18 protein-coding genes are annotated in these 23,339 nt (G+C 69.9%); 15 read left to right on the top strand and 3 right to left on the bottom strand.

Annotated elements, in window-relative coordinates; translation table 11 throughout:
- Positions 1–53 precede the first annotated feature (53 nt).
- From ABN028_RS14300 to ABN028_RS14310, 3 genes are read right to left on the bottom strand one after another with little or no spacing between them, the layout of a single operon-like run.
- On the bottom strand, positions 54–2,423 hold the full coding sequence (locus ABN028_RS14300) for a transglutaminaseTgpA domain-containing protein (protein ID WP_349696920.1): 2,370 nt from the start codon (positions 2,421–2,423) through the stop codon (positions 54–56).
- A complete protein-coding gene (locus ABN028_RS14305; protein ID WP_349327946.1) occupies positions 2,420–3,856 on the bottom strand; it encodes a DUF58 domain-containing protein in 1,437 nt (478 codons plus the stop codon). The genes ABN028_RS14300 and ABN028_RS14305 overlap by 4 nt, the downstream gene beginning before the upstream one ends.
- A 5-nt stretch (positions 3,857–3,861) precedes the next feature.
- On the bottom strand, positions 3,862–4,887 hold the full coding sequence (locus ABN028_RS14310; protein ID WP_349327947.1) for an AAA family ATPase: 1,026 nt from the start codon (positions 4,885–4,887) through the stop codon (positions 3,862–3,864).
- A 537-nt stretch (positions 4,888–5,424) separates the two neighbouring features.
- On the opposite strand from ABN028_RS14310, the gene mraZ reads away from it, so the two are divergent.
- The 15 genes from mraZ (at position 5,425) to ABN028_RS14385 (ending at position 23,293) form a co-directional block, all read left to right on the top strand.
- Positions 5,425–5,865, top strand: coding sequence for a division/cell wall cluster transcriptional repressor MraZ (mraZ, locus tag ABN028_RS14315; RefSeq protein ID WP_349327948.1), 441 nt, complete (start codon positions 5,425–5,427; stop codon positions 5,863–5,865).
- Positions 5,866–6,080: 215 nt separating this feature from the next.
- Positions 6,081–6,290 (top strand): hypothetical protein, encoded by a 210-nt coding sequence (locus ABN028_RS14320; RefSeq protein WP_349696921.1) that lies wholly within the window; start codon positions 6,081–6,083, stop codon positions 6,288–6,290.
- Positions 6,291–6,303: 13 nt separating this feature from the next.
- Complete coding sequence (rsmH, locus tag ABN028_RS14325) at positions 6,304–7,299, top strand: 16S rRNA (cytosine(1402)-N(4))-methyltransferase RsmH (protein ID WP_349327950.1); 996 nt, start codon at positions 6,304–6,306, stop codon at positions 7,297–7,299.
- Between the two features lie 85 nt (positions 7,300–7,384).
- A complete protein-coding gene (gene ftsL / locus ABN028_RS14330; protein ID WP_349696922.1) occupies positions 7,385–7,924 on the top strand; it encodes a cell division protein FtsL in 540 nt (179 codons plus the stop codon).
- Positions 7,925–8,352: 428 nt separating this feature from the next.
- Entirely contained in the window at positions 8,353–10,137 is a 1,785-nt protein-coding gene (locus tag ABN028_RS14335) for a peptidoglycan D,D-transpeptidase FtsI family protein (RefSeq protein ID WP_349327952.1), read from the top strand.
- Positions 10,138–10,323: 186 nt separating this feature from the next.
- Positions 10,324–11,958 (top strand): UDP-N-acetylmuramoyl-L-alanyl-D-glutamate--2,6-diaminopimelate ligase, encoded by a 1,635-nt coding sequence (locus ABN028_RS14340; RefSeq protein ID WP_349696923.1) that lies wholly within the window; start codon positions 10,324–10,326, stop codon positions 11,956–11,958.
- Positions 11,959–11,963: 5 nt separating this feature from the next.
- Positions 11,964–13,361: a UDP-N-acetylmuramoyl-tripeptide--D-alanyl-D-alanine ligase gene (locus tag ABN028_RS14345; RefSeq protein WP_349328117.1), complete on the top strand. Its 1,398-nt coding sequence runs from the start codon at positions 11,964–11,966 to the stop codon at positions 13,359–13,361.
- A complete protein-coding gene (gene mraY, locus ABN028_RS14350) occupies positions 13,358–14,437 on the top strand; it encodes a phospho-N-acetylmuramoyl-pentapeptide-transferase (RefSeq protein WP_349327954.1) in 1,080 nt (359 codons plus the stop codon). The genes ABN028_RS14345 and mraY overlap by 4 nt, the downstream gene beginning before the upstream one ends.
- Positions 14,434–15,987, top strand: a complete 1,554-nt coding sequence (gene murD / locus ABN028_RS14355) for a UDP-N-acetylmuramoyl-L-alanine--D-glutamate ligase (RefSeq protein ID WP_349696924.1) — start codon at positions 14,434–14,436, stop codon at positions 15,985–15,987. Before mraY ends, murD begins: the two co-directional genes overlap by 4 nt.
- 71 nt (positions 15,988–16,058) lie before the next feature.
- Positions 16,059–17,447: a putative lipid II flippase FtsW gene (ftsW, locus tag ABN028_RS14360; RefSeq protein ID WP_349327956.1), complete on the top strand. Its 1,389-nt coding sequence runs from the start codon at positions 16,059–16,061 to the stop codon at positions 17,445–17,447.
- 4 nt (positions 17,448–17,451) lie between these two features.
- A complete protein-coding gene (murG, locus tag ABN028_RS14365; RefSeq protein WP_349696925.1) occupies positions 17,452–18,564 on the top strand; it encodes an undecaprenyldiphospho-muramoylpentapeptide beta-N-acetylglucosaminyltransferase in 1,113 nt (370 codons plus the stop codon).
- A complete protein-coding gene (murC, locus tag ABN028_RS14370) occupies positions 18,561–20,000 on the top strand; it encodes a UDP-N-acetylmuramate--L-alanine ligase (RefSeq protein ID WP_349696926.1) in 1,440 nt (479 codons plus the stop codon). Before murG ends, murC begins: the two co-directional genes overlap by 4 nt.
- On the top strand, positions 19,997–20,809 hold the full coding sequence (locus tag ABN028_RS14375) for a cell division protein FtsQ/DivIB (RefSeq protein ID WP_349696927.1): 813 nt from the start codon (positions 19,997–19,999) through the stop codon (positions 20,807–20,809). The genes murC and ABN028_RS14375 overlap by 4 nt, the downstream gene beginning before the upstream one ends.
- Positions 20,810–20,989: 180 nt before the next feature.
- A complete protein-coding gene (gene ftsZ, locus ABN028_RS14380) occupies positions 20,990–22,483 on the top strand; it encodes a cell division protein FtsZ (RefSeq protein WP_349696928.1) in 1,494 nt (497 codons plus the stop codon).
- 87 nt (positions 22,484–22,570) lie between these two features.
- Complete coding sequence (locus ABN028_RS14385; RefSeq protein WP_349696945.1) at positions 22,571–23,293, top strand: YggS family pyridoxal phosphate-dependent enzyme; 723 nt, start codon at positions 22,571–22,573, stop codon at positions 23,291–23,293.
- Positions 23,294–23,339 lie beyond the last annotated feature (46 nt).

Consider the following 23,339-nt stretch of genomic DNA (forward strand, 5'->3'; position numbering starts at 1 on the left):
TCAGGGCGGCACCCTTGAGGGCGGCAACTGCTTCCACGGTAGGGCTGCCACACTCAGTGCGCGGCGGGTGTCCTCCGGCGGCGCCAGGGCAGCTGGAGCACCTGCCTGACCGAGCGTGCGCCCGCGGTGTCCATCCGGTCGAGCAGCCCGAACACCGGACGCCACAGCCGAGGTAGCTGGCGGCCCAGCGACGGGGGCAGCAGCACGGCCCGCGCCTGCTGAGCGCGTGAGCCGGTAGACCGCAACGCCTGCGTCACCGCCTTGAGCGGTTCTGTGACGTCGCCCGCCGAGCCGGGATCGGGGGCGTACCGACTCCGCTCCACGGCTTCGACGACCTCCTGCAGGCTTGCAACAGCGTCCTGGGGCACCTTGGGCCGCAGCCGGGCGCCGGTGGCCCGCGGGGTCGCGGCATCGTCCCAGGTCAGCCCGGCGTCGATACTCGAGTCGGCAAGTTCCCGCCAGGCCCCCTCGACCAGTCGGCCCGGCGGCTGGCGTGGCGACAACCTGACCTGCCTGATCGCCGTGCGGACGAGGAACGGCACCGCCGCGACCAACAGGACGCCCGCGAGGATCAGGAACGGAACCGGACTGATGCCCGGGTCGGCAGGTGTCTGCGGAGCGCCCCGGAGCGGGTCGTCCTCACCTGGCAGCGGCGCGGGACTGGCACTGCTGGTGGTGTCCTGGCTGGGGTCGTCCGGGTCGACTGTCGTCTCGGGGGTCGGAGCCGACGGGGTGTCCGAGTCCGGGACGGTCCACGACGGGGCGAGCCCGGTCTGAGCCTGCGGTGTCGGCTCGAACCGCACCCACCCATAGCCGGTGAAGTACAGCTCCGGCCAGGCATGCGAGTCGTGCGCGGTCACCAGCCAGCGGTTGTCCGGCTGCCGGGTCCCGGCCATGTAGCCCACACCGACCCGCGCGGGGATGCCGAGCGAGCGGGCCATGATCGCCATCGTCGCCGCGAACTGCTCGCAGTAGCCGCGCTTGTCGGCGAGGAACTCCAGCATCGCTGGTTCGCCGTGCCCTGACTCGACGTTGATGTCGTAGGAGAAATCGGTACGGAACCAGCTCTGCAGCGCGATCGCCTTGTCGTAGTTGGTCTTCGCATCGCCCACCTGGCGAAGGGCAATGTTCTTGACCTGTTCGGGAAGCGGCGGCAGCTCGGTGTAGCGGCTGAACACCGCCTCCGGCGCGAGACCTGCGGCATCGAGCTCGCCTGGTTTGAGTCCGAGCTTGAGAGTGCTCACGTCATACATCAGACCGGCCGAGCTCTTCCCTCGGCTCACGATGTCGAGCGTGTCGGGGTCGTAGCCCCACTCGCCAGGAGCCTTGAGCGTGGTCGCGGGATACGGGGACGGCAGCCAGCGGGACTCGAGCGCATCGGTGACCTGGAACGTCGTACGCACGTTGGTCCGGGGGACCGACTGGCTGAGGCCCGGAGGGTCGGGCAGCCGACTGGACTCGCCCGGTTCGTTCTCGATGTTCCGGACACTGCGCTGGGACGGACGCCACCGCTCGCCGTCGAACTCGTCGAGCGTGACGAGCTTGATGTAGTCGGGTGTGTCCGTCGTGGTGCGGTAGGTGAGGACGGGGACGTTCTGGGGGAGCCTCAGGTCGCGCCGGAGGTCGACGATCGGGTTGTCGACCTTGATGGTCTGGCCGCTCGTGCCGAAGCCGCCGCCTTCCCCCTGGCCGAAGATCCCTTCCGGAAGTGCCGGCATCAGGGCGGGTACCACGACGGCGAGCCCGATGACCATCGCGCCGACGCGGCGGCCGGTCTGGCCGAACAGCGACGCCTGCACGTTGTCCTGCGGCCCGGCCACGTCGTCGGCGATCCCGATCACCCGGCCCCATCGACTCAGGCGTTCGCGGCTCTCACTGACGAGGAGAATGACGTAGCCGATCGCCGCCGGAATGAACGCCAGCGCCGAGATGCCGCCTGAGACGGTGGTGGCCGGAATGCTGTAGAGCAGCAGCAGCGGAAGTCCCGCCCAGGGTGCCAGACGGAACGTGGCGCACATGGTGTCGACGGAAATGGCGACGAGGCCGATGCCCAGGGCCGTCACCATGGCGAGATCATGGTCATAGGGCACGGGCGCGGCGTACCGGACGACGACGAGCAGCCCTTCGTTGATGCGTTCGGTCAGAGCTTCGACCGAGCCCCCGCTCGGCAGGAAGCCGAACCGGAGATCCTCGTGCGCATAGACCAGGATGAACGCCCAACCGAGCGCCGCCAGCTGGCCGAGCGGGACGAGCAGGTGGGGGGTGCCGAGTTGGCGAAGGCCGAAGCCGGTGGCCCCGACGAAGAGCAGGACGAGCACCGCGGACCCGAGCCATTCCTGACCTTGGTAGGCCGGAAGCAGGGCCAGACAGGCGAGGAACGTGGCGGCCACTCCCGCGATGGTGTTTCGCAGTGCTTCGTTCACGTCGCCGGTCCTCCCACCATGTCGCTCCGCGGGGATGTGGGCCCGTCGGCCGTGGGCACCGCACCCGTGAGGGGAGGGGCGGAGCCGTCCGTCGGCACGCCGACGGTCGGGTAGCCCACCGGTCTGGTGGTGCCGCTGGCCGGAGCGGAGGAGGACCCGCCCTGCCCGTACCCTTCGCCGACGACGAGCTGGGTCCAGACGTGCGGCACCGGGTCACCCGAACGCGCGACGACGGTCCGCCAGCCACCGCCGCGCAGGATCCGCAACGCTTCGGAGAGCTGCTCGGCGACCGCCGCGGGTGAGCGCTCCTTGGACATGGCCCAGCTCGGCGCGTCGACGACGATGGCCAACCCGGACGCCGAACGCTGCCGGATACGGACCATGGCCTCGGCCTCGGGCGGTGTGATGACGCCCAGGACGGCGATGAGCAGGCCGTACGAATTGTCGTGGGGAAGGCTCAGCGAACCGTGGGTGAGCTGGCCGATCGACGACGGGCCGACCACGGCCAGCGCGTCGAGCAGGTGCCCCTCGGCCTCTGCGGACGGACCGGACTCCCGGGCGGCCGTGGCGACGGAGGCGCCGGCGTCGGTCGCGAGCCGCAGGGAGTACCCCCGCCGCAGCAGGTGGGCGCCGATCGACGCCGCGGCGCTGACCGACCACTCGAACGAGGACGCCGGTCCGCTGCCCCGGTGACCGATGCGGCGGGTGTCGAGGATGACCGTGGCGCGACTCTGCCACGGCTGGTCCTCGCGCCGGACCATGAGCTCACCGCGACGGGCGCTCGACCGCCAGTGCACCCGACGCAGGTCGTCGCCGTCACGGTATTCGCGGACGGTGACGTCTTCTTCGCCGTCGGCCGCCGCGGCGCGGGGGCGGCTCTCGCCGTTGGTCGCCCACTCACCGCCGATCCGCGCCGAGACGAGCGGATGGACCTCCGGTGTCACGAGCAGCGTGTCCTGTGCCTTGAACGAACGGGTGAGCTCGACCAGGCCGAACGGATCGGTCACCCGCAGCGTCAGGGGGCCGAGCGTGAAGCGCCCCCGGACGTCGGAACGCACGGAGTAGCCGACGTCGCGGCGCCACCGGGCGGACATCCGGTCGAGGACGAACCGGGGCCGCGCACCGAGGACGTATGGCACGTGGTCCTCGAGCAGCAGCAGCCCGGTGGGCATCCGGCCGACGTTCTCCAGCCGCAGCCGGACGTGACTGGCTTGGCCGACCGGAACACGCACCGGTTGGATCGTGCGGCTGGCCGCGATCCGGTAGCGGGTCCGCGCGACGACGAGGACGGTCACGATCGGAAGCGCGACCAGGAAGATCGCGACCCTGAGCAGGTCCTTCTGGCCGAGGGCGAGAGCACAGACGGCGGCGGCGACTCCTGCGGCGACGAACGCACGGCCGCGGGTGGTGAGGGAGGAGAACCGGCCGCCCATCGGGCTCACCGGGCGCGGCGCTGGGGGTCGGGTACCGGCACGGTACGGACGAGGTCGGAGACGACCTGTTCTGCCGTACGACGCGCGATCTGGGCCTCGGCGGCAGGCAGCAGCCGGTGGGCCAGGACGGGGATGGCGAGAGTCTGGATATCGTCCGGCAGGACGTACTCGCGGTCGTCGAGCGCGGCCGCGGCCCGGGCCGCCCGGATCAGGTGCAGCGTCGCGCGCGGCGACGCGCCGAGTCGGAGATCAGGGGAGTGCCGGGTGGCGGTCACGAGGGCGATGGCGTACTGCTTCACTGCCTCAGCGACGTAGACGCCCTGCACGATGTCGATGAGCTTGGCGATCTCGCGGGCGTCGGTGACGGGTTCGAGATCGTCGAGCGGCGAGTTGGCGCCGTGGGCGTCGAGCATCTCCAACTCCGCCTGCGCGCTCGGGTATCCCATCGAGACCCGGGCCATGAACCTGTCCCGCTGTGCCTCCGGCAGGGGATAGGTGCCTTCCATCTCGATCGGGTTCTGGGTCGCGATGACCATGAACGGCAGTTCGAGGTGGTACGTCGTGCCGTCGACGGTGACCTGGGCCTCTTCCATGCACTCGAGCAGGGCCGACTGCGTCTTGGGCGAGGCACGGTTGATCTCGTCGCCGACCACGATGTTGGCGAAGATGCCACCCGGCCGGAACTCGAAGTCGTGGTTCTCCTGGTTGTAGACCGACACGCCCGTGACGTCGCTCGGCAACAGGTCGGGGGTGAACTGGATCCGCCGGACGCTGCAGTCGATCGAGCGCGCGAGCGCCTTCGACAGCATCGTCTTTCCGACGCCAGGGACGTCTTCGATGAGCAGATGACCTTCGGCGAGCAGGACCGTGAGCGCGACCTTGACGACGTCTGGTTTGCCCTCGATCACGCTTTCGACGGCTTCCCTCACCCGGCTGGCGGTCTGGGCGAGATAGGGAAAGTCGGCCGCGGGGGCCCAGCGTCTTTCGGTCGGTCGCTTCGTCGGCTCAATGATCGGGCCGGTCGACACCATGGCCTCCCTTAACCGGCAGTGCCGCGACAAACGGCTATTGGTCCGAGTCTCTCAGGTTCGAGCGGTCTGCGGGGCGGTGGTTCGCCGAGTTGTCGCCAACCGTGACCGCGCGTCCGCCCGCGTGAACGTCCGGCCCCGGTCTATCCAGAGCACTGCACAAAGGCCCGCGCCCAACCTGCGCCGGATTCGTGCTGTCTGGCGCGACTGTGCCGGCTTGACCTCTTCGTTCGAACCGTACGTCTTCGATCTCGGTTTGTGTTCATCAGGGGGCCACATTCGGCACGGGAGGTTTCTCCTGTCCCAGTGGACACGTCCGGTCGGACCAAGTTGTTCACCGCCGGTTGATTGTTCCGGCACGCCGGCCGGCGTGCCCTCCATCGCCCTCCCTTTCGCACCACCCCTTCTGACCTGCGCCTTCACGACGCAAACAGTGGCGCGACCGGTGCGGCACGCGTCAAGGATGGTTGACGGTGGAGGGAAGTGGGGTAAAGTGGCGGCCAGTGGTGGAGAGCGGCACCTGGTGAGCATCTGGGGGAGGTGGCGGCCACGTTTCTCGGCACCCACACCCCTCGGCTCGACGAGAAGGGCCGGCTTTTCCTCCCAGCAAAATTCCGGGAAGAGCTGGCGGAGGGGCTTGTGGTCACTCGTGGGCAGGAACGTTGCCTCTACGTCTGGCCGACCCCGGAGTTCGCCCGGTTGACCGACCAGATGCGGCAGGCACCAGTCACCAACAAGGCCGCACGCGACTACCTGCGGATGTTGTTCGCCGGTGCATCGGATGAGAAGCCCGACAAGCAGGGGCGGGTCACCATCCCGCCGATGCTTCGCGAGTACGCCGGACTGACCCGCGAGTGTGTGGTCATCGGCGCCATGAACCGGGTGGAGATCTGGGATGCCGAGGCATGGGCGCGCTACTCCACCGAGCAGGAACAGACCTTCTCCGACCTGAGTGAGGAGGTGCTCCCGGGGATTCTCTGAGCCGGCGCACGAGCGTCACCAGCCGGCGACACCTGAGACCCACCACTAACGACATTCGCAGATACGAGACCCACCGGTTACTCGTGCGGCGAGGTCTCCAGCCCGCTCCCTGCGCATTCTGACGCACCTTCCCCGGCGCCAGACGGCGGCTTCCCCGGGCGAGCGGGCGGGGACCTGGCCGCACGGCCATCGAAAGTGCAACACAAGGGGGCGACGTGAACCCATCCGGTCACGCGCGACGCGAGCGAGCCGACACCGTCGTAGGCCTCGCGGACATGGCGACACTGCCAGACCTTCACCGGTCTGCCGACGACGTCTCCGTCCGCGCCGCCGTCCGGGCACGTGCCACGGTGATCGCGTTCTCCCTCGGGGCGTCCATCGCGACGACTGCCGTACTCGCCACCATACTGGGCCTTGCCCGTTGAGGTGGCGGACCAGATGAACGCATGCGCCGACCATCCCGTCCACGTGCCCGTCCTGGCCGACCGCGTGGTTGAGCTGCTCGCGCCGGTCCTTGGCCGGCCGGGTGGCGGCGTTGTCGTCGACACGACACTCGGCCTCGGTGGACACGCGGAGCTACTGCTGCGGGAGTTTCCTGACGCGCGCCTCATCGGACTCGACCGTGACCCGCATGCTCTCGACGCGGCGAGGGAGCGGCTGGACGAGTTCGGTGAGCGCTCCACTCTGCTCCACGCGGTCTACGACGAGATTCCCGACGTGCTCGACCAACTCGGCCTCACCGAGGTCGACGCCGTGCTCTTCGACCTCGGTGTGTCCTCGCTCCAGCTCGACGACCCGAGCCGTGGCTTCGCCTACAGCCGCGACGTCACCCTCGACATGCGGATGGACCCCACCAGGGGCATCACCGCGGCCGAGGTTCTCAACACCTACTCGGTAACCGACCTCACCAGGATCCTGCGCGACTACGGCGAGGAACGGTTCGCCCGGCGGATCGCCGAGCGGATCGTGCGCGAGCGAGCCGATACACCCTTCACGACCAGTGCCCGACTCGTCGACCTCATCCGGGGGGCAATCCCGGCCGCGAAACGTCAGGTCGGAGGCCACCCGGCCAAGCGCACCTTCCAGGCGCTGCGGATCGAGGTCAACGGCGAGCTCGCGGTGCTCCAGCGTGCCCTGCCGGCGGCGGTGGACGCGGTGGCGGTGGGCGGGCGGGTGGTGGTCCTTGCGTACCACTCGCTCGAGGACCGGCTGGTCAAGCAGACGTTCGCCGCGCTCGCCCGGCCGGACGTACCTGACGGGTTCCCGGTTGTGCCACCCGGACACGAGGCCGTTCTCCGGCTCCTGACCCGCGGCGCCGACAAGGCGTCGGACGAGGAGATCACTGCCAATCCGCGCGCCACCTCCGCACGGTTACGCGCGGTCGAACGCATCCGGGCAGGGCGGAAGTCGAGCGACAGAGGGGGCACGGCATGAGCGCGAGGAGCCCCCACGCAGGTACGGCGAGGTACGAGGTGTGCCGGAGTGAGGCACCGCAGTGGTCGTGCAGAGGGGGCACGGCATGAGCCTCATCGAGAGCCTCGCGCGGCCATGGCGCGAACCCGACCAGCCGGAACGCCAGCTACGGGTTGTACCGGCGCGGGCCGAGGCCCCTGCCCGAGCGCCCTTCGTCCTCCTGGTTGTCGCCGTTCTGGGCGTCGGGCTTGTCGGTCTGCTGCTCCTCAACACGTCTTTGCAGCGGGGGTCGTTCGCCATCCACGACCTCAAGCGCCAGACGTCGATGCTCGCCGAACGCGAGGAGGATCTCGACCAGCGGGTCGCTCGCCTCAAGGCACCGGAGAACCTCGCCGGTCGAGCGCAGCGGATGGGCATGGTCCCCAACGCCAATCCCGTGTTCCTGCGCCTGTCCGACGGTGCGGTGCTCGGTGAGGCCGTACCGGCAGAGGCACGGGTGAAGCCCAGACCCAAGCCGAAGCCATCGTCGACGCCGGCCGGAGCGACCGCAGTTTCCCCGGCCCGGCCGACCGCCACGCCCGGTCAGACACCCGTACAGACACCGCAGGCCAGCCCAACGCCGCCGACGCCCGGAGGGAACACATGACCGGCCGTCCATCGCGCCCACGCGACCGAGAGCGCCGCGAGGCACCACGTTCGCGCGGCGGCAACTCTCGCCAGTCGACCGCCGTGCCCCGCAAGACCGCGGTGCCCCGCAAGACCGCCGTGCCCCGCAAGACCGCGGTGGCGCAGCGGAGGGTGTCGCCCGCCAAGAAGGCGATACCGCTGAAGAGGGGGGTACCCCGCGACAAGGCGGTGCCACAGAAGGTGTCGACCGGCAAGAAAGCAGCGGCCCAGAAGAGAGTGGTAGCCCAGAAGAAGTCTGCGTCCCCAATGCGGTCAGTGCCACTGAAGAAGTCCGTACCGGCACGGCAGCCAGCCAACCGGGCGAAGCCAACCCATCGCGCTGCCACGCGTCAGACGACGGCACGCCACCAGGCCGCCCCCCGGACGCGGAGGAGCGAGCGGACCGCCGTGAGGGCGCGAAGAGCGGCGGGACGACCGGGCAGCAGTAGGTCGTTCAAGCTCGGCACGGCGAGCCGGCGCCTCCGGGTGGGTTTTCTCATCGTCGCCTTCGTGATGTCGGTCTTCGCAGGCCGCCTGCTCCAACTGCAGGGGGTGGAAGCGGCTTCGTTCGCCCATGCCGCGGTGAAGGAACGCCTGCAGGAGGTCACTCTCCGCGCCACCAGGGGGGACCTGTCCGACGTCAACGGCGTCCCGTTGGCGACCACAGTGGACACGGTGGCGGTCACCGCTGACCCGAAGATGACGCGTCCCGGTGCGGTCCAGATCGCTGAGACCCTCGCGCCCATCCTGAAGGTTCCCGCCGAGGAGTTGCTGCCCAAGCTCCGCAAGGCGGACAGCAGGTTCGTCTACCTTGCCCGCAAGGTACCCGCCGAACGGTGGAACCGGGCCAGGAAGGCGCTCGATGCCGGCGATCTGATCGGCGTCTTCAACCAGCCGGATCCCCTCCGCAGCTATCCCTCGGGGCCCGTTGCCGCCAATCTCGTCGGGTTCGTCGGCGGTGAAGGACGCGGTCTCGCCGGCCTCGAGTACGCCCTCGACGACAAGCTGCGGGGCAAGGACGGTCTGATGGTCTACGAGGGGGGCTCCGGTGGCCAGCAGATCCCCCTCGCCCCCAGCGTCCAGCAGGACCCGGTCCCCGGTGCCAACGTCTCGTTGACGATCGACCGGGACGTCCAGTGGGTCGCACAGAAGGCCATCGCCGACCAGGTGAAGGCCACGGGCGCCCGCAGCGGCGATGCGGTGGTGCTCGACGTCAAGACTGGCCAGATCGTGGCCATGGCGACGGCACCGACGTACGACCCGAACCGTCCGACCAGCAGTCCCGCGGACGACCGGGTGAACCGTCCCTTGCAGGAGGTGTACGAACCGGGGAGCGTGGCGAAGGTCCTCACGACGGCCGCCCTGATCGACGCCGGTTACGTCACGCCCGAGACGAAGATCTCGGTGCCGGGTGCGCTCCTTCGCAACGGGCACCAGATCCACGATTACTGGGGACACGGGACGATCCCGTTGACGATGACAGGCGCGTTGGCGAAGTCGAGCAACCTCGGGACCATCCTCGCCGCCGAACGCATGCCGAAGGCGGAGCACGCGAGCTACCTGCGCAGGTTCGGGCTCGGCCAACCCACCGGCATCGGGCTGGCCGGTGAGGCCAAAGGTTCGCTGGCGAAGCCGGAGTCGTGGAGTGACCTGCAACGCGCGACAGTCGCGTTCGGTCAGGGCATGTCGGTCAACGCCGTCCAGATGGCGTCCGCGATCGGCACCGTCGCCAACGGCGGGGTGCGGGTCGAGCCGAACCTGGTCCGGGGCCGGGTGGACGAGGAAGGCCAGCTGCGCCGCCCGGCGCCCGCACCGAAGCGGTCCCGCGTGATCAGCGAGGCGACGGCATCGAGCGTCGCCGCGATGATGGAGCAGGTGGTCGATGGCGAGGAGGCGCTGGCCACGAAGGCGCAGATCCCGGGCTACCGCATCGCCGGCAAGACCGGCACGTCGCAGCGCGTCGACGCCGCCTGCGGGTGCTATCGCGGCTACACGGCGTCATTCGCCGGGTTCGCTCCGGCTGACCAGCCGCGCTATGTCGTCTATGTCGTTGTCCAGGATCCGAAGCGTGGCGGCAATAGCGGAAGTGGCCTCGCGGCCCCCGTCTTCCGCGACATCATGGCCTTCACCCTCCAGAAGTACGGCGTTCCGCCCACGGGGACGACCACACCCGCCATGCCACTCACCTGGTAGCGCGGCCGCGGCCGGTCTCGGAGCGTGAGCGCGGTACTGTCCTGCGGTCGAGGGCACACCCCCAGACCGTCCGGCCAGGGGCAGGCACGACCGGCGAGGTGTCGACCTCGGGACAGACAGCGGGTCGCAGAAACCAGACAAACCAGCGATCCGAGGAGCACCTGAGTCGCGGAGGGAGGAGAGGCTGTGGCCGTCCCCGCCACCCGATCGGCGACGCCGCGACCGGCGGACGCGCCCCGGCGGAGGCTGGCCGAGCTTCGTGCACTCGTTTCGGCTCAGCCGGAACCGCGGTCACCTGTTGGTCATGACGGCGCTGAGGACGAGCTCGCCGGAGTCGTGGTGACAGGTGTGACCCAGGACTCCCGGGCTGTCGTTGGCGGTGACCTCTACGTCGCGCGTCCGGGAGGATCCACCCACGGTGCCGCCTACGCACAACAGGCGGCCGCGGCCGGAGCGGCCGCCGTCCTCACCGACCCCACGGGTCTGGAGCGCTGCCGGGCCGCTGGGCTGCCGACCCTGGTTGTGTCCGATCCACAGGGCGTGCTCGGGGCGGTCTCGGCGTGGGTCTACGGCTATCCCGCACGCGATCTCACTGTTCTCGGTGTCACGGGAACCAACGGCAAGACCACGACGGCGTTCCTCCTCGACGCGGCCCTTCGACACCTGGGCCGTCGTACCGGCCAACTCGGCACGGTCGGTACGCGGATCGGCGACGAGACCCTCCCGAGCGTACGTACGACACCGGAGGCACCGGACCTGCAGGCCATTCTCGCCGTCATGCGCGAGCGTGGTGTCAGTCACGTCTCGATGGAGGTGTCGAGCCACGCGCTGACCTACGGCCGGGTGGACGGTCTGGTCTTCGACGTCGCCGGCTTCACGAACCTCAGCCAGGACCACCTGGAGCTGCACGGGGACATGGAGGCGTACTTCGCGGCGAAGGCGGCGCTGTTCGGCCCGGATCGCAGCCGCCGCGGTGTGATCAACCTCGACGACACCTACGGCGCACGTCTGGCCGTGCTGGCGAGGGAGCGGGGACTGGACATCGTGACATACTCCGCGACCGGCGCTCCAGCCGCCGACTGGAGGGCCGCCGAGGTGAGCAGCTCACCCGACGGCCTGTCCCACTTCGTCCTGCACGGTCCGAACGGCGGGCCCTGGCCGGTGACGCTCGGCCTCCCTGGGACGTTCAACGTCGCCAACGCCGTCCTGGCCACCGCGATGCTGGCGGGCGCGGGCCTGAGCCCGGAGACGTTCCTGCCCGCGTTGGCGACCGCCAGCCTTCCTGGTCGGATGGAGCGCGTGTCCGAACCCGGCGCGGCGTTCGCGGCGATCGTCGACTACGCCCACACGCCTGACGCCATCGCGATCGTCCTGTCGTCCGTCCGCGGCTGGACGAAGGGCAGAGTGATCGGCGTGTTCGGCTGCGGGGGAGATCGCGACCACGCGAAGCGACCGCTCATGGGCGAGGCCGCCGCCCGGCACGCTGACCTCGCCGTTGTCACCGACGACAACCCGCGCTCGGAGGATCCGGCGGCCATCCGGGCGGCCGCCCTCCGCGGGGCCTACGGCGTCCCTGCGTCCCTCCGTGGCGAGGTCGTCGAGATCGGCGACAGGCGGCAGGCGATCGAGCGGGCGATCGGCGCCGCACGCCCGGGCGATACCGTGCTGATCCTCGGCAAAGGACACGAGCAGGGCCAGGACGTCGGTGGGGTAGTACAACCTTTTGACGACCGACTCGTGGTCCAGGAGGTTCTTCGACAGATGTCCGACACGATCGGCACCGCCCGCGCGGATGCCCGGAAGAAGGGTGCGGAGCGGTGATCCGGATGACTCTCGCCGAGATCGCCGAGGCGGTGGGTGGCGAACTCCGCGACGCGTCGCCGGACGCGGTGGTGACGGGTCCTGTCGTCGCCGACTCGCGCCAGGCGGCCCCAGGTGCGCTCTTCGTCGCCGACGGTCCCGGCCACCAGTTCGCCGAGGAGGCCGTACGCAGGGGAGCGGTCGCGGTGCTCGCGAGTGAGCCGTTGCCCGCCGTTCCGTCGATCCTCGCGCCGACCGCGCTCGACCACGACGTGGACGCCTCGGTCGTGGCACTCGGTCGGCTCGCGGCGTTCGTGGTGGGTCGGCTGGTGGACACGACCATCGTCGCCGTAACCGGATCACAGGGAAAGACGTCGACGAAGGACCTCCTCGGGCAGGTGCTGGCGGGTGCCGGACCCACGGTGACGCCGCAGGGGTCGCTCAACGACGAGCTAGGTATGCCCCTCACCGTGTTGCAGGCTGACGAGGAGACGCGGTACCTCGTCCTGGAGATGGGCGCCCGCGGGATCGGCCACATCCGGTACCTCACCCAGATCGCTCCGCCGGACATCTCGGTCGTGCTCAACGTCGGGCTCGCCCATGTCGGGAAGTTCGGTAGCCGGGAGGCGACGGCGATTGCGAAGGGTGAGCTGGTGGAGGCCCTGCTCGACGACGGCCTCGCCATCCTGAACTCCGACGACCCACTGGTCCGGGCGATGTCCGACCGCTCCAAGGCGCCGTCGGTCCTCTTCGGCCTGGCCGACGACGCCGCGGTCCGTGCGGCGAAGGTCTGGCTCGACGGCGGTCGTCCGGTCTTCGAGCTGGTGAGCCCGCACGGAGCCACAGAGGTACGCCTGAAGCTGGTCGGCCGCCACCACGTCTCCAATGCACTGGCCGCCGCGGCCGTCGGGCTCGCCATCGGCATGGACCTTCAGACGGTCGCAGAACGCCTCTCGGCGGCGGTCCCGCTGGCCCGCTGGCGGATGGAGATCGGCGAGCGCGCTGACGGGGTCACGGTCCTCAACGACGCTTACAACGCCAACCCCGACTCGATGCGGGCAGCGCTGCAGACCCTGCCCGAACTCGCGGGCGGCCGCCGGTCGTTCGCGGTGCTGGGCGAGATGTTGGAGCTGGGCGAGGCCTCGGCGCAGGAGCACGAGGCGGTCGGCCGCCTCGCGGCTGAGCTCGGCGTGTCACGTCTGGTGGTCGTGGGGGAGGGCGCCAGGCCGATCGAGCGGGGCGCGAGGGCGGCGGGTTTTCGCCACTCGACCTTCGTCCGTGACGCCGCGCAGGCGTTGAAGTTGTTACGCAAGGACCTGCGGAGCGGCGACGTGGTACTGGTGAAGTCGTCCCGCGACGCCGGACTGCGCTATCTGGGTGATGCCATTCGACAGGGGGCCGAGACACTGGAGGGCCAGGCGTGAAGGCGATCCTGCTTGCCGGGGGAGTCTCCTTACTGATCGCGCTGTTGGGCACACCGGTCGGGATCCGGATGCTCGCGGCCCGTGGCTACGGCCAGATAATCCGCGACGACGGCCCGACCTCGCACCACACCAAGCGGGGTACGCCCACGATGGGCGGCATCGTCATCATCGTGGCGACCGTGCTGGGCTACGCGGCGGCACACGTCTACTCGTGGCGGCTGCCCTCGGCGTCCGGTGCGCTGGTCCTGCTGCTCATGGTGGGCCTGGGGCTCGTCGGGTTCCTCGACGACTTTCTCAAGGTCTCCAAGCAGCGCAGCCTCGGCCTGCGCGCCAAGACCAAGCTGGCTGGCCAGACCTCGGTCGCGGTTGTCTTCGCGATCCTCGCGCTGCAGTTCCCCGACGACCGGGACGTCACGCCCGGCTCGCCGTTCATCTCGTTCATCCGCGACATCGACTGGTTGCAGCTCGGCTCGGTGGTCTTCGTCCTCTGGGTGCTGCTGATGATCGCCGCGACGTCCAACGGCGTGAACCTCTCCGACGGTCTCGACGGCCTTGCCACCGGGTCCTCGGTGCTGGTGTTCGCCGCGTACACCCTGATCTGTGTCTGGCAGTTCAACCAGGCCTGCTTCGAGGAGCCGGGCACCAAGTGCTACGAGGTCCGGGATCCGTACGACCTCGCCGTCGTGGCCTTCGCGGTCGCTGCTGCGTGCTTCGGATTCCTGTGGTGGAACGCTTCCCCGGCCAAGATCTTCCTGGGTGACACAGGTGCGCTGGCCCTCGGCGGCGGCATCGCCGGGTTCGCGATCATGACCCGTACCGAGCTGCTGCTCATCCTCATCGGTGGGCTGTTCCTCATCGAGACGGCCTCGGTCATGCTCCAGACCGGCTTCTTCAAGTTCACCCGGTGGAAGACGGGTACACCCCGCCGGCTCTTCCGGATGGCGCCGATCCACCACCACTTCGAGCTCAAGGGCTGGAACGAAGTCACGATCGTGATCCGCTTCTGGATCATCTGCGGCATCTGCGTTGCCGGCGCGATCGGGATCTTCTACGCCGAATGGGTGGCGGGCACATGACGGCATCGCACGACGGACAGACCACGGGACCGACCGCCGGGCAGGCGACTGGGCGCACCGCCGGGCAGGCGACTGGGCGCACTGCCGGGCAGGTCAACGGTCACCACCGGCTGGGTTGGCTGGACGGCGCGGACCGGCACTCGCCCTGGCCGTCGGTCACCGCCCTGGTGACGGGCATCGGCGTGTCCGGGTACTCGGCCGCCGCCGGCCTGCTCGGCGTGGGCGCACGGGTCGTCGTCGTCGACGACCGCGCGGGCGACGCCGAACACGAGAAGGCGACGATCCTTTCGACCCTCGGCGCCGACGTACGCCTGGGCCCGGGCTCCTCGGCCACGCTTCCTGACGACGCTGACCTGGTGGTGACCTCGCCGGGCTGGCTTCCTGGTGCGCCCCTGCTCGTGGCGGCGGGGGAGCGTGGGCTGCCGATCCTGGGCGAGGTGGACCTCGCGCTCCGGTTGCGCGATCCCGCGACCGCCGCGCCCTGGCTCGCCCTCACCGGTACCAACGGGAAGACCACCACGGTGGGCATGCTGGCGGCGATCCTGCGGGCAGCGGGACTGCGGGCGGAGGCGGTCGGCAACATCGGTGCGCCGGTCGTCGACGCCGTGCTCGACCCCGAGCCGTACGACGTCCTCGCCGTCGAGCTGTCCAGCTTCCAGCTGCACTGGGCGCGGCCCCTGCGTCCCCGGGCGGCGGCGGTTCTCAACGTCGCCCCTGACCACCTTGACTGGCACGGTTCGATGGACGCCTACGCCGGGGACAAGGGCAAGATCTTCACCGGCTGCGAGATCGCGTGCGTCTACAACGTCGCCGACCCTGTCACCGAGGAACTGGTCCGCGCGGCCGACGTGGTGGAGGGGGCCCGGGCGGTCGGGTTCACGGCCGGCGTGCCGGGGGTCGGCATGCTCGGTGTCGTCGACGGTGTGCTCGCCGACCGGGCGTTCGTCGCCGAACGACAGACGTCCGCGGCGGAACTGTGTGCCGTCAGCGATCTACCGTCACAGGCGCCGCACAACATCGCCAACGCCCTCGCCGCCGCGGCCCTCGCCCGGGCACACGGCGTGCCCCCGGCCGCCGTCCGGGCAGGTCTGGCGGGTTTCGTCCTCGAGCCGCACCGGATCCAGCGGGTGGCCGAGCGTGACGGCGTGGTCTACGTGGACGACTCCAAGGCCACCAACGCCCATGCGGCGCTCGCCTCGCTCCTGGCGTACGACTCCGTGGTTTGGGTCGCCGGAGGCCTCGCCAAGGGTCAGGATTTCGGCGACCTCGTACACGCCGTCAAGGACCGGTTGCGCGGCGTGGTCCTGCTCGGTCGCGACCGGGAACTCATCGCGTCCGCGATTGCGCGACACGCACCGGATGTCCCCGTCATCGAAGTCGCCGACAGCGACACTGAGGTGATGGATCGGGCCGTGGGGGCCGCGGGCCGGCTCGCCCAGCCAGGTGACACCGTGCTGCTCGCACCTGGCTGCGCATCCTTCGACCTCTTCACCAGTTACAGCGCTCGAGGTGATGCGTTCGCGGCGTCGGTGCGAGGGCACCGGGGCTGATCCCCACGGCGTGACCTGAGACCAGCCGACCGGAGGGGACGACGACGCGTGTTCACACAGACGGTACGCGCGTGACGAGCGCCACCAACGACCGCCGGACCGTCGCAGGGGACGGCCACGCGCGCCAGACCAGTTCGCGCCCGGCGGCAGGGCGCGGGCACCTGTCCAGTTGGCGTCGGTCCCGCGACGACGAGTCCGGTTGGCTCGCCGAGATCCGGCGCTCGCTCGACCGTCCGCTGACGTCGTACCACCTCGTCATCGGCGTCAGTGGGCTGCTGCTCGCCCTCGGGCTTGTCATGGTGCTCTCGGCGTCGAGCGTCTACGCGTTGTCGGTCTACGGCGACTCCTACGCCCTGGCGACGAGGCAGTTCATCTGGGTGGCAGCCGGGTTGCCCCTGGCGTTCGTGGCGTCCCGCCTGCCGCCGCGGGTGCTGCGCGCCGTGGTCTATCCAGCGCTGATCGTGTCGATCGTCCTGCTCGCGCTCACGCTCACGCCGCTCGGGGTCTCGGTCAACGGCAACCGCAACTGGCTGTCGTTCGGTGGCCCGTTCCTTCTCCAGCCCAGTGAGGCGGCCAAGCTGGCGCTCGTCCTGTGGGGTGCCGACCTGTTCGCCCGCAAGGAGAAACTCCTCAGCGAGTGGAAACACCTGATCATCCCGTTCGTCCCTGTCTGCGGCGTTGTTCTCGCACTTGTCCTCGCCCAGCGCGACCTCGGCACGTCGCTGGTGCTGTTCTCGCTGGTGCTCGTCATGCTGTTCGTGGTCGGGACGCCGATGCGGTTCTTCGGGATCGCCGTGGCCGCCGTCGGGCTGGTCGTCACCTATCTCGTGGTGACGCGAGAGCACCGGCGGGAGCGGCTCACGACGTTCCTGGATCCGTTCGCCGACTATCGCGACACCGGCTGGCAGGCCGCGCACTCGCTCTTCGCACTCGGCACAGGCGGCTGGTGGGGTGTGGGAATCGGTAACAGTCGGGAGAAATGGGGACGACTGCCCGAAGCGCACACGGACTTCATCTACGCCGTGATCGGTGAGGAACTCGGCCTTGCCGGCACGATCATCGTGCTCGGCCTCTTCCTGACGCTGGCCTTCGTCGGCGTCCGGATAGCCCTGCGCGCGGACGACACCTTCACCAGGCTCGCCACGGCGGGAATCATCGGCTGGCTGACCGCTCAGGCACTCGTCAACATGGGCGCGGTCCTGGTGCTCCTGCCAATCGCGGGTATCCCGTTGCCGCTCGTGTCATACGGTGGGTCCGCGATGCTTCCGACTCTGTTCGCGATCGGGCTCCTTGTGTCGTTCGCGCGGAACGAGCCGGCAGCCAGGGCGGCCCTGGCCGACCGGAGGAAGGCCCGTGCCGCCGCGAAAGCGGCGTCGGGGACGAAGGCGGCGGCCGGGACGAAGGTGGTGTCCAGGCCGAAGGTGGCATCAGATAAGAAGGCTCGCACGACGAAAGGGTGAGCTCGTGCACATCGTTCTCGCCGGTGGCGGCAGTGCCGGCCACATCAGTCCGGCACTCGCCCTGGCGGCCGCACTCCGCCGGGCTGATCCCGATGTGGGTCTCACCTTCCTCGGTACGGAGGAGGGGCTGGAGGCGCGGCTGATCCCCGCCGCCGGGCACGAACTTGCCGTGATTCCCCGGGTGCCGCTCCCGCGGGAGTTGACGCCGCGACTCCTCACCGTTCCCGGCCGACTCGCCGGAGCCGTGCGCGCCGCCGCCGGTGTGATCTCGCGGGTGGACGCGGACGTCGTGGTCGGCCTTGGCGGCTACGTCGCCATGCCGGCCTATCTCGCGGCCCGCCGGCTGCGCAAACCGGTCGTGGTCCACGAACAGAACGCCCGACCCGGCATAGCCAACCGATTCGCGGCCCGGTTCGTCACCTCTCATGTGGCTGTGAGCTTTCCGGGGACGCCCCTGCGCCATGCGGCCTTTGTGGGGCTGCCCGTCCGGCGGGAGATCACGACGCTGGACCGGTCTGCGCTCCGGGCGGAGGCGAGGGCGGCGTTCGGCCTCGATCCCGACCGGCCGACCCTGCTCGTGACGGGCGGATCCCAGGGCGCCGTACGCCTGAACCAGGCCGTGGCCGGGGCCGCGGCGAGTCTGGGCGCGGCAGGGGTACAGGTCCTGCATGCGACTGGTGCGGGACACGACATCCGGCCGGAAAGCCCGGCCGGGAGCCCGCCCTACGTCGTGGTGCCCTACATCGAACGGATGGAACTGGCCTATGCTGCCGCGGACGCGGTGATCTCCCGGGCTGGAGCCAACACGGTGACCGAGCTCGCGGTGGTCGGGTTGCCCGCCGTCTTCGTGCCTTACCCGGTCGGCAACGGCGAACAGCGGTTCAACGCGCAACCTGTCGTCGACGCCGGAGGCGCGGTACTCGTCGACGACGCGGACCTCACCCCCGAATGGGTGGGACAGCACGTCGTCGGTCTTGTCACCGACGCGGGCCGGCTGGCCGCGATGGCCAAGGTCGCGCACGACCTGGTGCCCGCGGACGCCGACGACCGGCTGGCCGAGCTGGTCCGCTCGGTTGCCACCAGCACGCACGGGAACGCCGGAAAGGAAGGCCTGTGATCGTTCCACCACCACCGGAGCTGGTACCGGCGGAGAAGCTGGGTCACGTTCATTTCGTGGGGATCGGTGGCGCCGGATTGTCGGGCATCGCCCGCATCATGCTCGCCCGCGGCATGACGGTGAGTGGCAGCGACGCCAAGGACTCCCGCGCGCTCACCGCCCTTCGCGCCCTCGGCGCGACCTGTTTCGTCGGGCATGACCCCGCCCAGGTCGAGGGTGCCGACACGCTGGTGATCTCGACGGCCATCAAGGAGAACAACCCCGAGGTCGTCGAAGCGCGACGGCGTGGGCTGCTGCTCTATTCGCGGGCGGCGGCGCTGTCGGCGGTGATGGACGGACGCCGGGTCGCCGCGGTGTCGGGTGCCCACGGCAAGACGACCACGTCGTCGATGCTTGCGGTGGCGCTCCAGCACTGCGGCGCTGACCCGTCGTTCGCGATCGGTGGCAACTTCAACGACACGGGGACCAACGCCCACGACGGCACCGGGGACATCTTCGTGGTGGAGGCCGACGAGTCCGATCGGGCGTTTCTGCAGTACTCACCCGAGGTCGCGGTCATCACCAACGTCGATCCCGACCATCTCGACATGTACGAGACGCCGGACGACTACCACCAGGCGTTCGACCAGTTCGTCGAGTGCATCGTGCCGGGTGGGTTCCTGGTCGCGTGCGTGGACGATCCGGGCGCCCGCCGGGTGGCGGAGGCCGCCCGGGCCCGTGGCGTCGACGTCCGCACCTACGGCGAGGCCACCGACGCCGACGTCCGCATCGACAACGTGGCCGTACGCCCGCTCGGTTCGACGTTCGAGCTCGTCGTCCACGGCCGCCGCCAGGGCACGATCGACGTCCACGTCGCCGGCCGGCACCACACCTGGAACGCCGCTGCCGCCTACGCCGCCGGGCTCGGCCTCGGTTTCCCGTCGAGTGACCTCCGGGAGGGCCTGTCGAGCTACGCGGGAACGCGGCGCCGGTTCGAGTACAAGGGCACGGCGGGCGGTGTGCGGATCTACGACGACTACGGCCACCATCCGACCGAGATGCTCGTCAACCTTCGCGCCGCCCGGGGCGCCGCCGGTGAGGGACGGGTGATCGTGTGCTTCCGGCCGTTGCGGCACACGCGGACGCAGTTCTTCTTCCGGGAGTTGGGTGAGGCCCTCGGCCTCGCCGACGAGGTCATCGTGATGGACCCGACCGGTGACGATCCGATCCCCGGCATCACCGGCGCGTTGATCATCCCGCACATCCCGCTGCCGCCCGAGCGGATCGTCTACGAACGCTCGTGGTCGGCGGCTCCCATCCGGGTGGCCGAACGCGTGCGGTCGGGCGATCTGGTGCTGACCCTCGGAGCGCCTGACGTGGCGCTCATCGGGCCCGAGGTACTGGAACTCGTCGGTGAGCGACTCGAGGAAGAAAGCGAGCCAGGCGCAGCCCGATGACCGTGCCGTCCCGGCCCACGAGATCCAGAACGACGGCGCGGACGCCGCCCGCGGGCGCGGCGGCGAGCGTGTCCGCGTCGTCGGCCCGCAAGTTCGCCCGCCGGCAGTGGTCGCGCCGGTTGCTGCGTCTCAGTCCGGCACTGGTCCTGGCGTCCGTCGTGGTCCTGGCCGGGCTTGCCGTCTGGGCGTTCGGCTTCTCGACGCTGTTCGACGCACGGACCGTCGTGGTCGGTGGCTTGACTCCGGCCTCGGGGCTTTCCAGGGCTGAGGTCCTGTCGTCCGCCGCCGTTCCTCTGGGGCGGCCTTTGGCGCGCATCGACCTCGACGCCGTACGCAAGCGGGTCGCGGCCCTGCCGGCGGTCAAGGGGGCGTCGGTCGAGCGTTCCTGGCCGCACGAGGTCCGGATCGAGGCCACCTGCCGGACGCCGGTCGCGGTGTGGCGTGACGGCAGCGTTGCCCGGGTCGTCGACGCCGAGGGCGTAGCCTTCCGCACCGCCGAAGGGATGCGGACGAGGTTCGTGACGATCGAGACGGCTGCCAGGGAGTCGGATCCGGAGCGGGTGGCTGGTCTCAGGCAGGCCGGGGCACAGGTGGCAGCAGCGCTTCCGGCGGAACTGCGCCGAAGGGTCGAGACGGTACGGGTGAGGACCGTCGACTCGGTGACCCTTCACCTCGACCGGGGCGTCACCGTGATGTGGGGGAGCGCCGACGACTCCCGTAGCAAAGCGCGGGTCCTCGCTGCCCTTCTGAAGCAGCGTGCGAAGGTCTATGACGTCAGCGTTCCGGGCTTTCCGACAACGAGAACCTGACTCGGAGACCACACCCCGGCGAGGCGCGTGGCCGTCATGCCGGCGTGTTGCGTTGAATAGCTTCCGAGGCGTTGCGTACCTTGCTGCTCAAGGCGAGGTTGACATAACTATAACCCTGAACTAGAGGGTGAGGGTTATAGGGCGACCCGATCTAGAGATGTCTATTGAGAGGCGAGCGTCGTGGCGGCACCGCAGAACTACCTCGCGGTCATCAAGGTCGTCGGTATCGGCGGCGGAGGTGTCAACGCGGTCAACCGGATGATCGAGGTCGGCCTCAAGGGCGTCGAGTTCATCGCGATCAACACCGACGCGCAGGCGCTCCTGATGAGCGATGCCGACGTCAAGCTCGACATCGGTCGAGAACTCACCCGAGGGCTAGGCGCCGGCGCCAACCCCGACGTGGGAAGCAAGGCCGCCGAGGACCACTCCGAGGACATCGAGGAGGTACTCAAGGGCGCCGACATGGTGTTCGTCACCGCCGGCGAAGGTGGCGGCACCGGCACCGGCGGTGCACCCGTGGTCGCGCGGATCGCGCGGTCGCTCGGGGCGTTGACGATCGGCGTGGTCACGAGGCCGTTCGCCTTCGAGGGCAAGAAACGCGCCACCCAGGCCGAGGAGGGAATCAACGCCCTCCGCGACGAGGTCGACACTCTGATCGTGATCCCCAACGACCGGTTGCTCTCCATCAGCGACCGCCAGGTCAGCGTGCTCGACGCGTTCAAGCAGGCCGACCAGGTGCTGCTCCAAGGTGTCTCCGGCATCACCGACCTCATCACCACGCCGGGCCTGATCAATCTCGACTTCGCCGACGTCAAGAGCGTGATGTCCAACGCCGGGTCGGCGCTCATGGGCATCGGTTCCGCGCGTGGGGAGAACCGCTCTGTCGCAGCCGCGGAGATGGCGATCTCCAGCCCGTTGCTCGAGGCATCGATCGACGGTGCACACGGCGTGCTGCTGTCCATCGCGGGTGGCTCCGACCTCGGCCTGTTCGAGATCAACGAAGCCGCCCAGCTCGTCTCCCAAGCCGCGCACGCCGAGTCCAACATCATCTTCGGTGCCGTCATCGACGATGGTCTCGGCGACGAGGTCCGCGTCACGGTGATCGCGGCGGGCTTCGACGGCGGGATGCCGCGGCGACGTGGCGCCCAGCAGGCCGGAGCCGTCGGGCAAGGGAGCGGATCGGGCGGGAGGCCCGGACCGACGGCCTTGCCGGGCGGACCGGCCTACGGCCAACCCCGGCGGCCCGGCGAGCCCGCACGGCCGGAGCCAAGCCCGCTGTCCAACGGCGGAGGTGAGCGGCCGGCGACTGGCTCGTCGTCGAGCGGCTACGCCGGACGGCCCGGCAGCGGCGGCACTCCGGCGGCACCCGGTCCGGTGGCCAGCCGGCCAGGACAGCCGCATGCTGACGAGCAGACTTCCGCTGCGACACCGGCACAGGCGCGGTCGCCGCGGAGCGACCTCGCGGCGCAGACCCAGGAACTCCGCCAGCGCCTACTGGGCAACAGCCAGCAGTCCCGCCCGGCCGGAAGCAATGACCAGGCGACCCGTGACGGCGGTCCTCAGCAGACCGACTCGCCCGCGGCGAGCAAGCCGTTCACCCCGACGACGGCCCGTCCACCGCGCCGTCCGGTCACTGACGACGATGACCTCGACATCCCCGACTTCCTCAAGTAGCGGATGACTCACCGCGGGCCGAGACCCCAGCCCGTCACCGCCCCCGGCCATGGCGGCCGGCCGGCAGAGGACGTCCGGCGCGCGCAGATCGCGACAGGTCTTCAAGGCGTCCGCGACAGGATCGTGAACGCCTGCTCACAGTGTGGTCGGGATCCGGCGGAGGTCTCGCTCGTCGCGGTCACCAAGACCTTTCCGGCTTCGGACGTACGCCTGCTCGCCGAACTCGGCGTCCGTGACATCGGCGAGAGTCGGGACCAGGAGGCACGGGGCAAGGCCGCCGCCTGCGCCGATCTGGATCTGACCTGGCACTTCGTCGGCCAACTGCAGACCAACAAGGCGCGCTCGGTCGTCACGTATGCCACGGTCGTCCAATCGGTCGACCGGCCCGAGTTGGTGCGTGCTCTCGATCGTGCTGTCCAGCGACACCGCGAGCCGGGGCACGATCAGTCGGTCGACCCGGATGTGGGTGGTGTGGACCAGCCGCTCCGGTGCCTGGTGCAGGTACGCCTGGACGACCGCCCCGGGCGCGGTGGCGCCGATCCCGCCGAGGTCTCCGACCTGGCCGACCAGATCGCCGCATCGCCGTTACTCCGGCTCGGCGGGGTGATGGCCGTGGCACCGCTGGACGGTGACCCCGCAGCGGCGTTCGCGCGGCTTGCCGAGGTGGCCGCGAGCATCCGGGCGCGACACGCCGACGCGACCTGGATCTCGGCCGGAATGAGCGACGACCTGGAGCAAGCGGTCGCCGCCGGCGCGACACACGTACGCGTTGGGCGCGGGTTACTAGGTGTGCGGCCCTCCAACAGGTAGCGTCGGCGCGGACGGAGCCTCGTGATGAGGCTGGATCCTCTGCACG

Origin of the sequence: Actinopolymorpha sp. B17G11 (genome assembly GCF_040196095.1) — a bacterium.
In the GTDB taxonomy this organism is placed as follows: domain Bacteria; phylum Actinomycetota; class Actinomycetes; order Propionibacteriales; family Actinopolymorphaceae; genus Thermasporomyces.

What these genes read in the sequence shown, in the direction of transcription:
- ftsL (WP_349696922.1), top strand. Translation starts at nt 7,385, where the DNA reads ATGAGCCTCATCGAGAGCCTCGCGCGGCCATGGCGCGAACCCGACCAG.
- ABN028_RS14305 (WP_349327946.1), bottom strand. Translation starts at nt 3,856, where the DNA reads ATGGGCGGCCGGTTCTCCTCCCTCACCACCCGCGGCCGTGCGTTCGTC.
- ABN028_RS14345 (WP_349328117.1), top strand. Translation starts at nt 11,964, where the DNA reads ATGACTCTCGCCGAGATCGCCGAGGCGGTGGGTGGCGAACTCCGCGAC.
- ABN028_RS14375 (WP_349696927.1), top strand. Translation starts at nt 19,997, where the DNA reads ATGACCGTGCCGTCCCGGCCCACGAGATCCAGAACGACGGCGCGGACG.
- ABN028_RS14310 (WP_349327947.1), bottom strand. Translation starts at nt 4,887, where the DNA reads ATGGTGTCGACCGGCCCGATCATTGAGCCGACGAAGCGACCGACCGAA.
- murD (WP_349696924.1), top strand. Translation starts at nt 14,434, where the DNA reads ATGACGGCATCGCACGACGGACAGACCACGGGACCGACCGCCGGGCAG.
- rsmH (WP_349327950.1), top strand. Translation starts at nt 6,304, where the DNA reads ATGAACGCATGCGCCGACCATCCCGTCCACGTGCCCGTCCTGGCCGAC.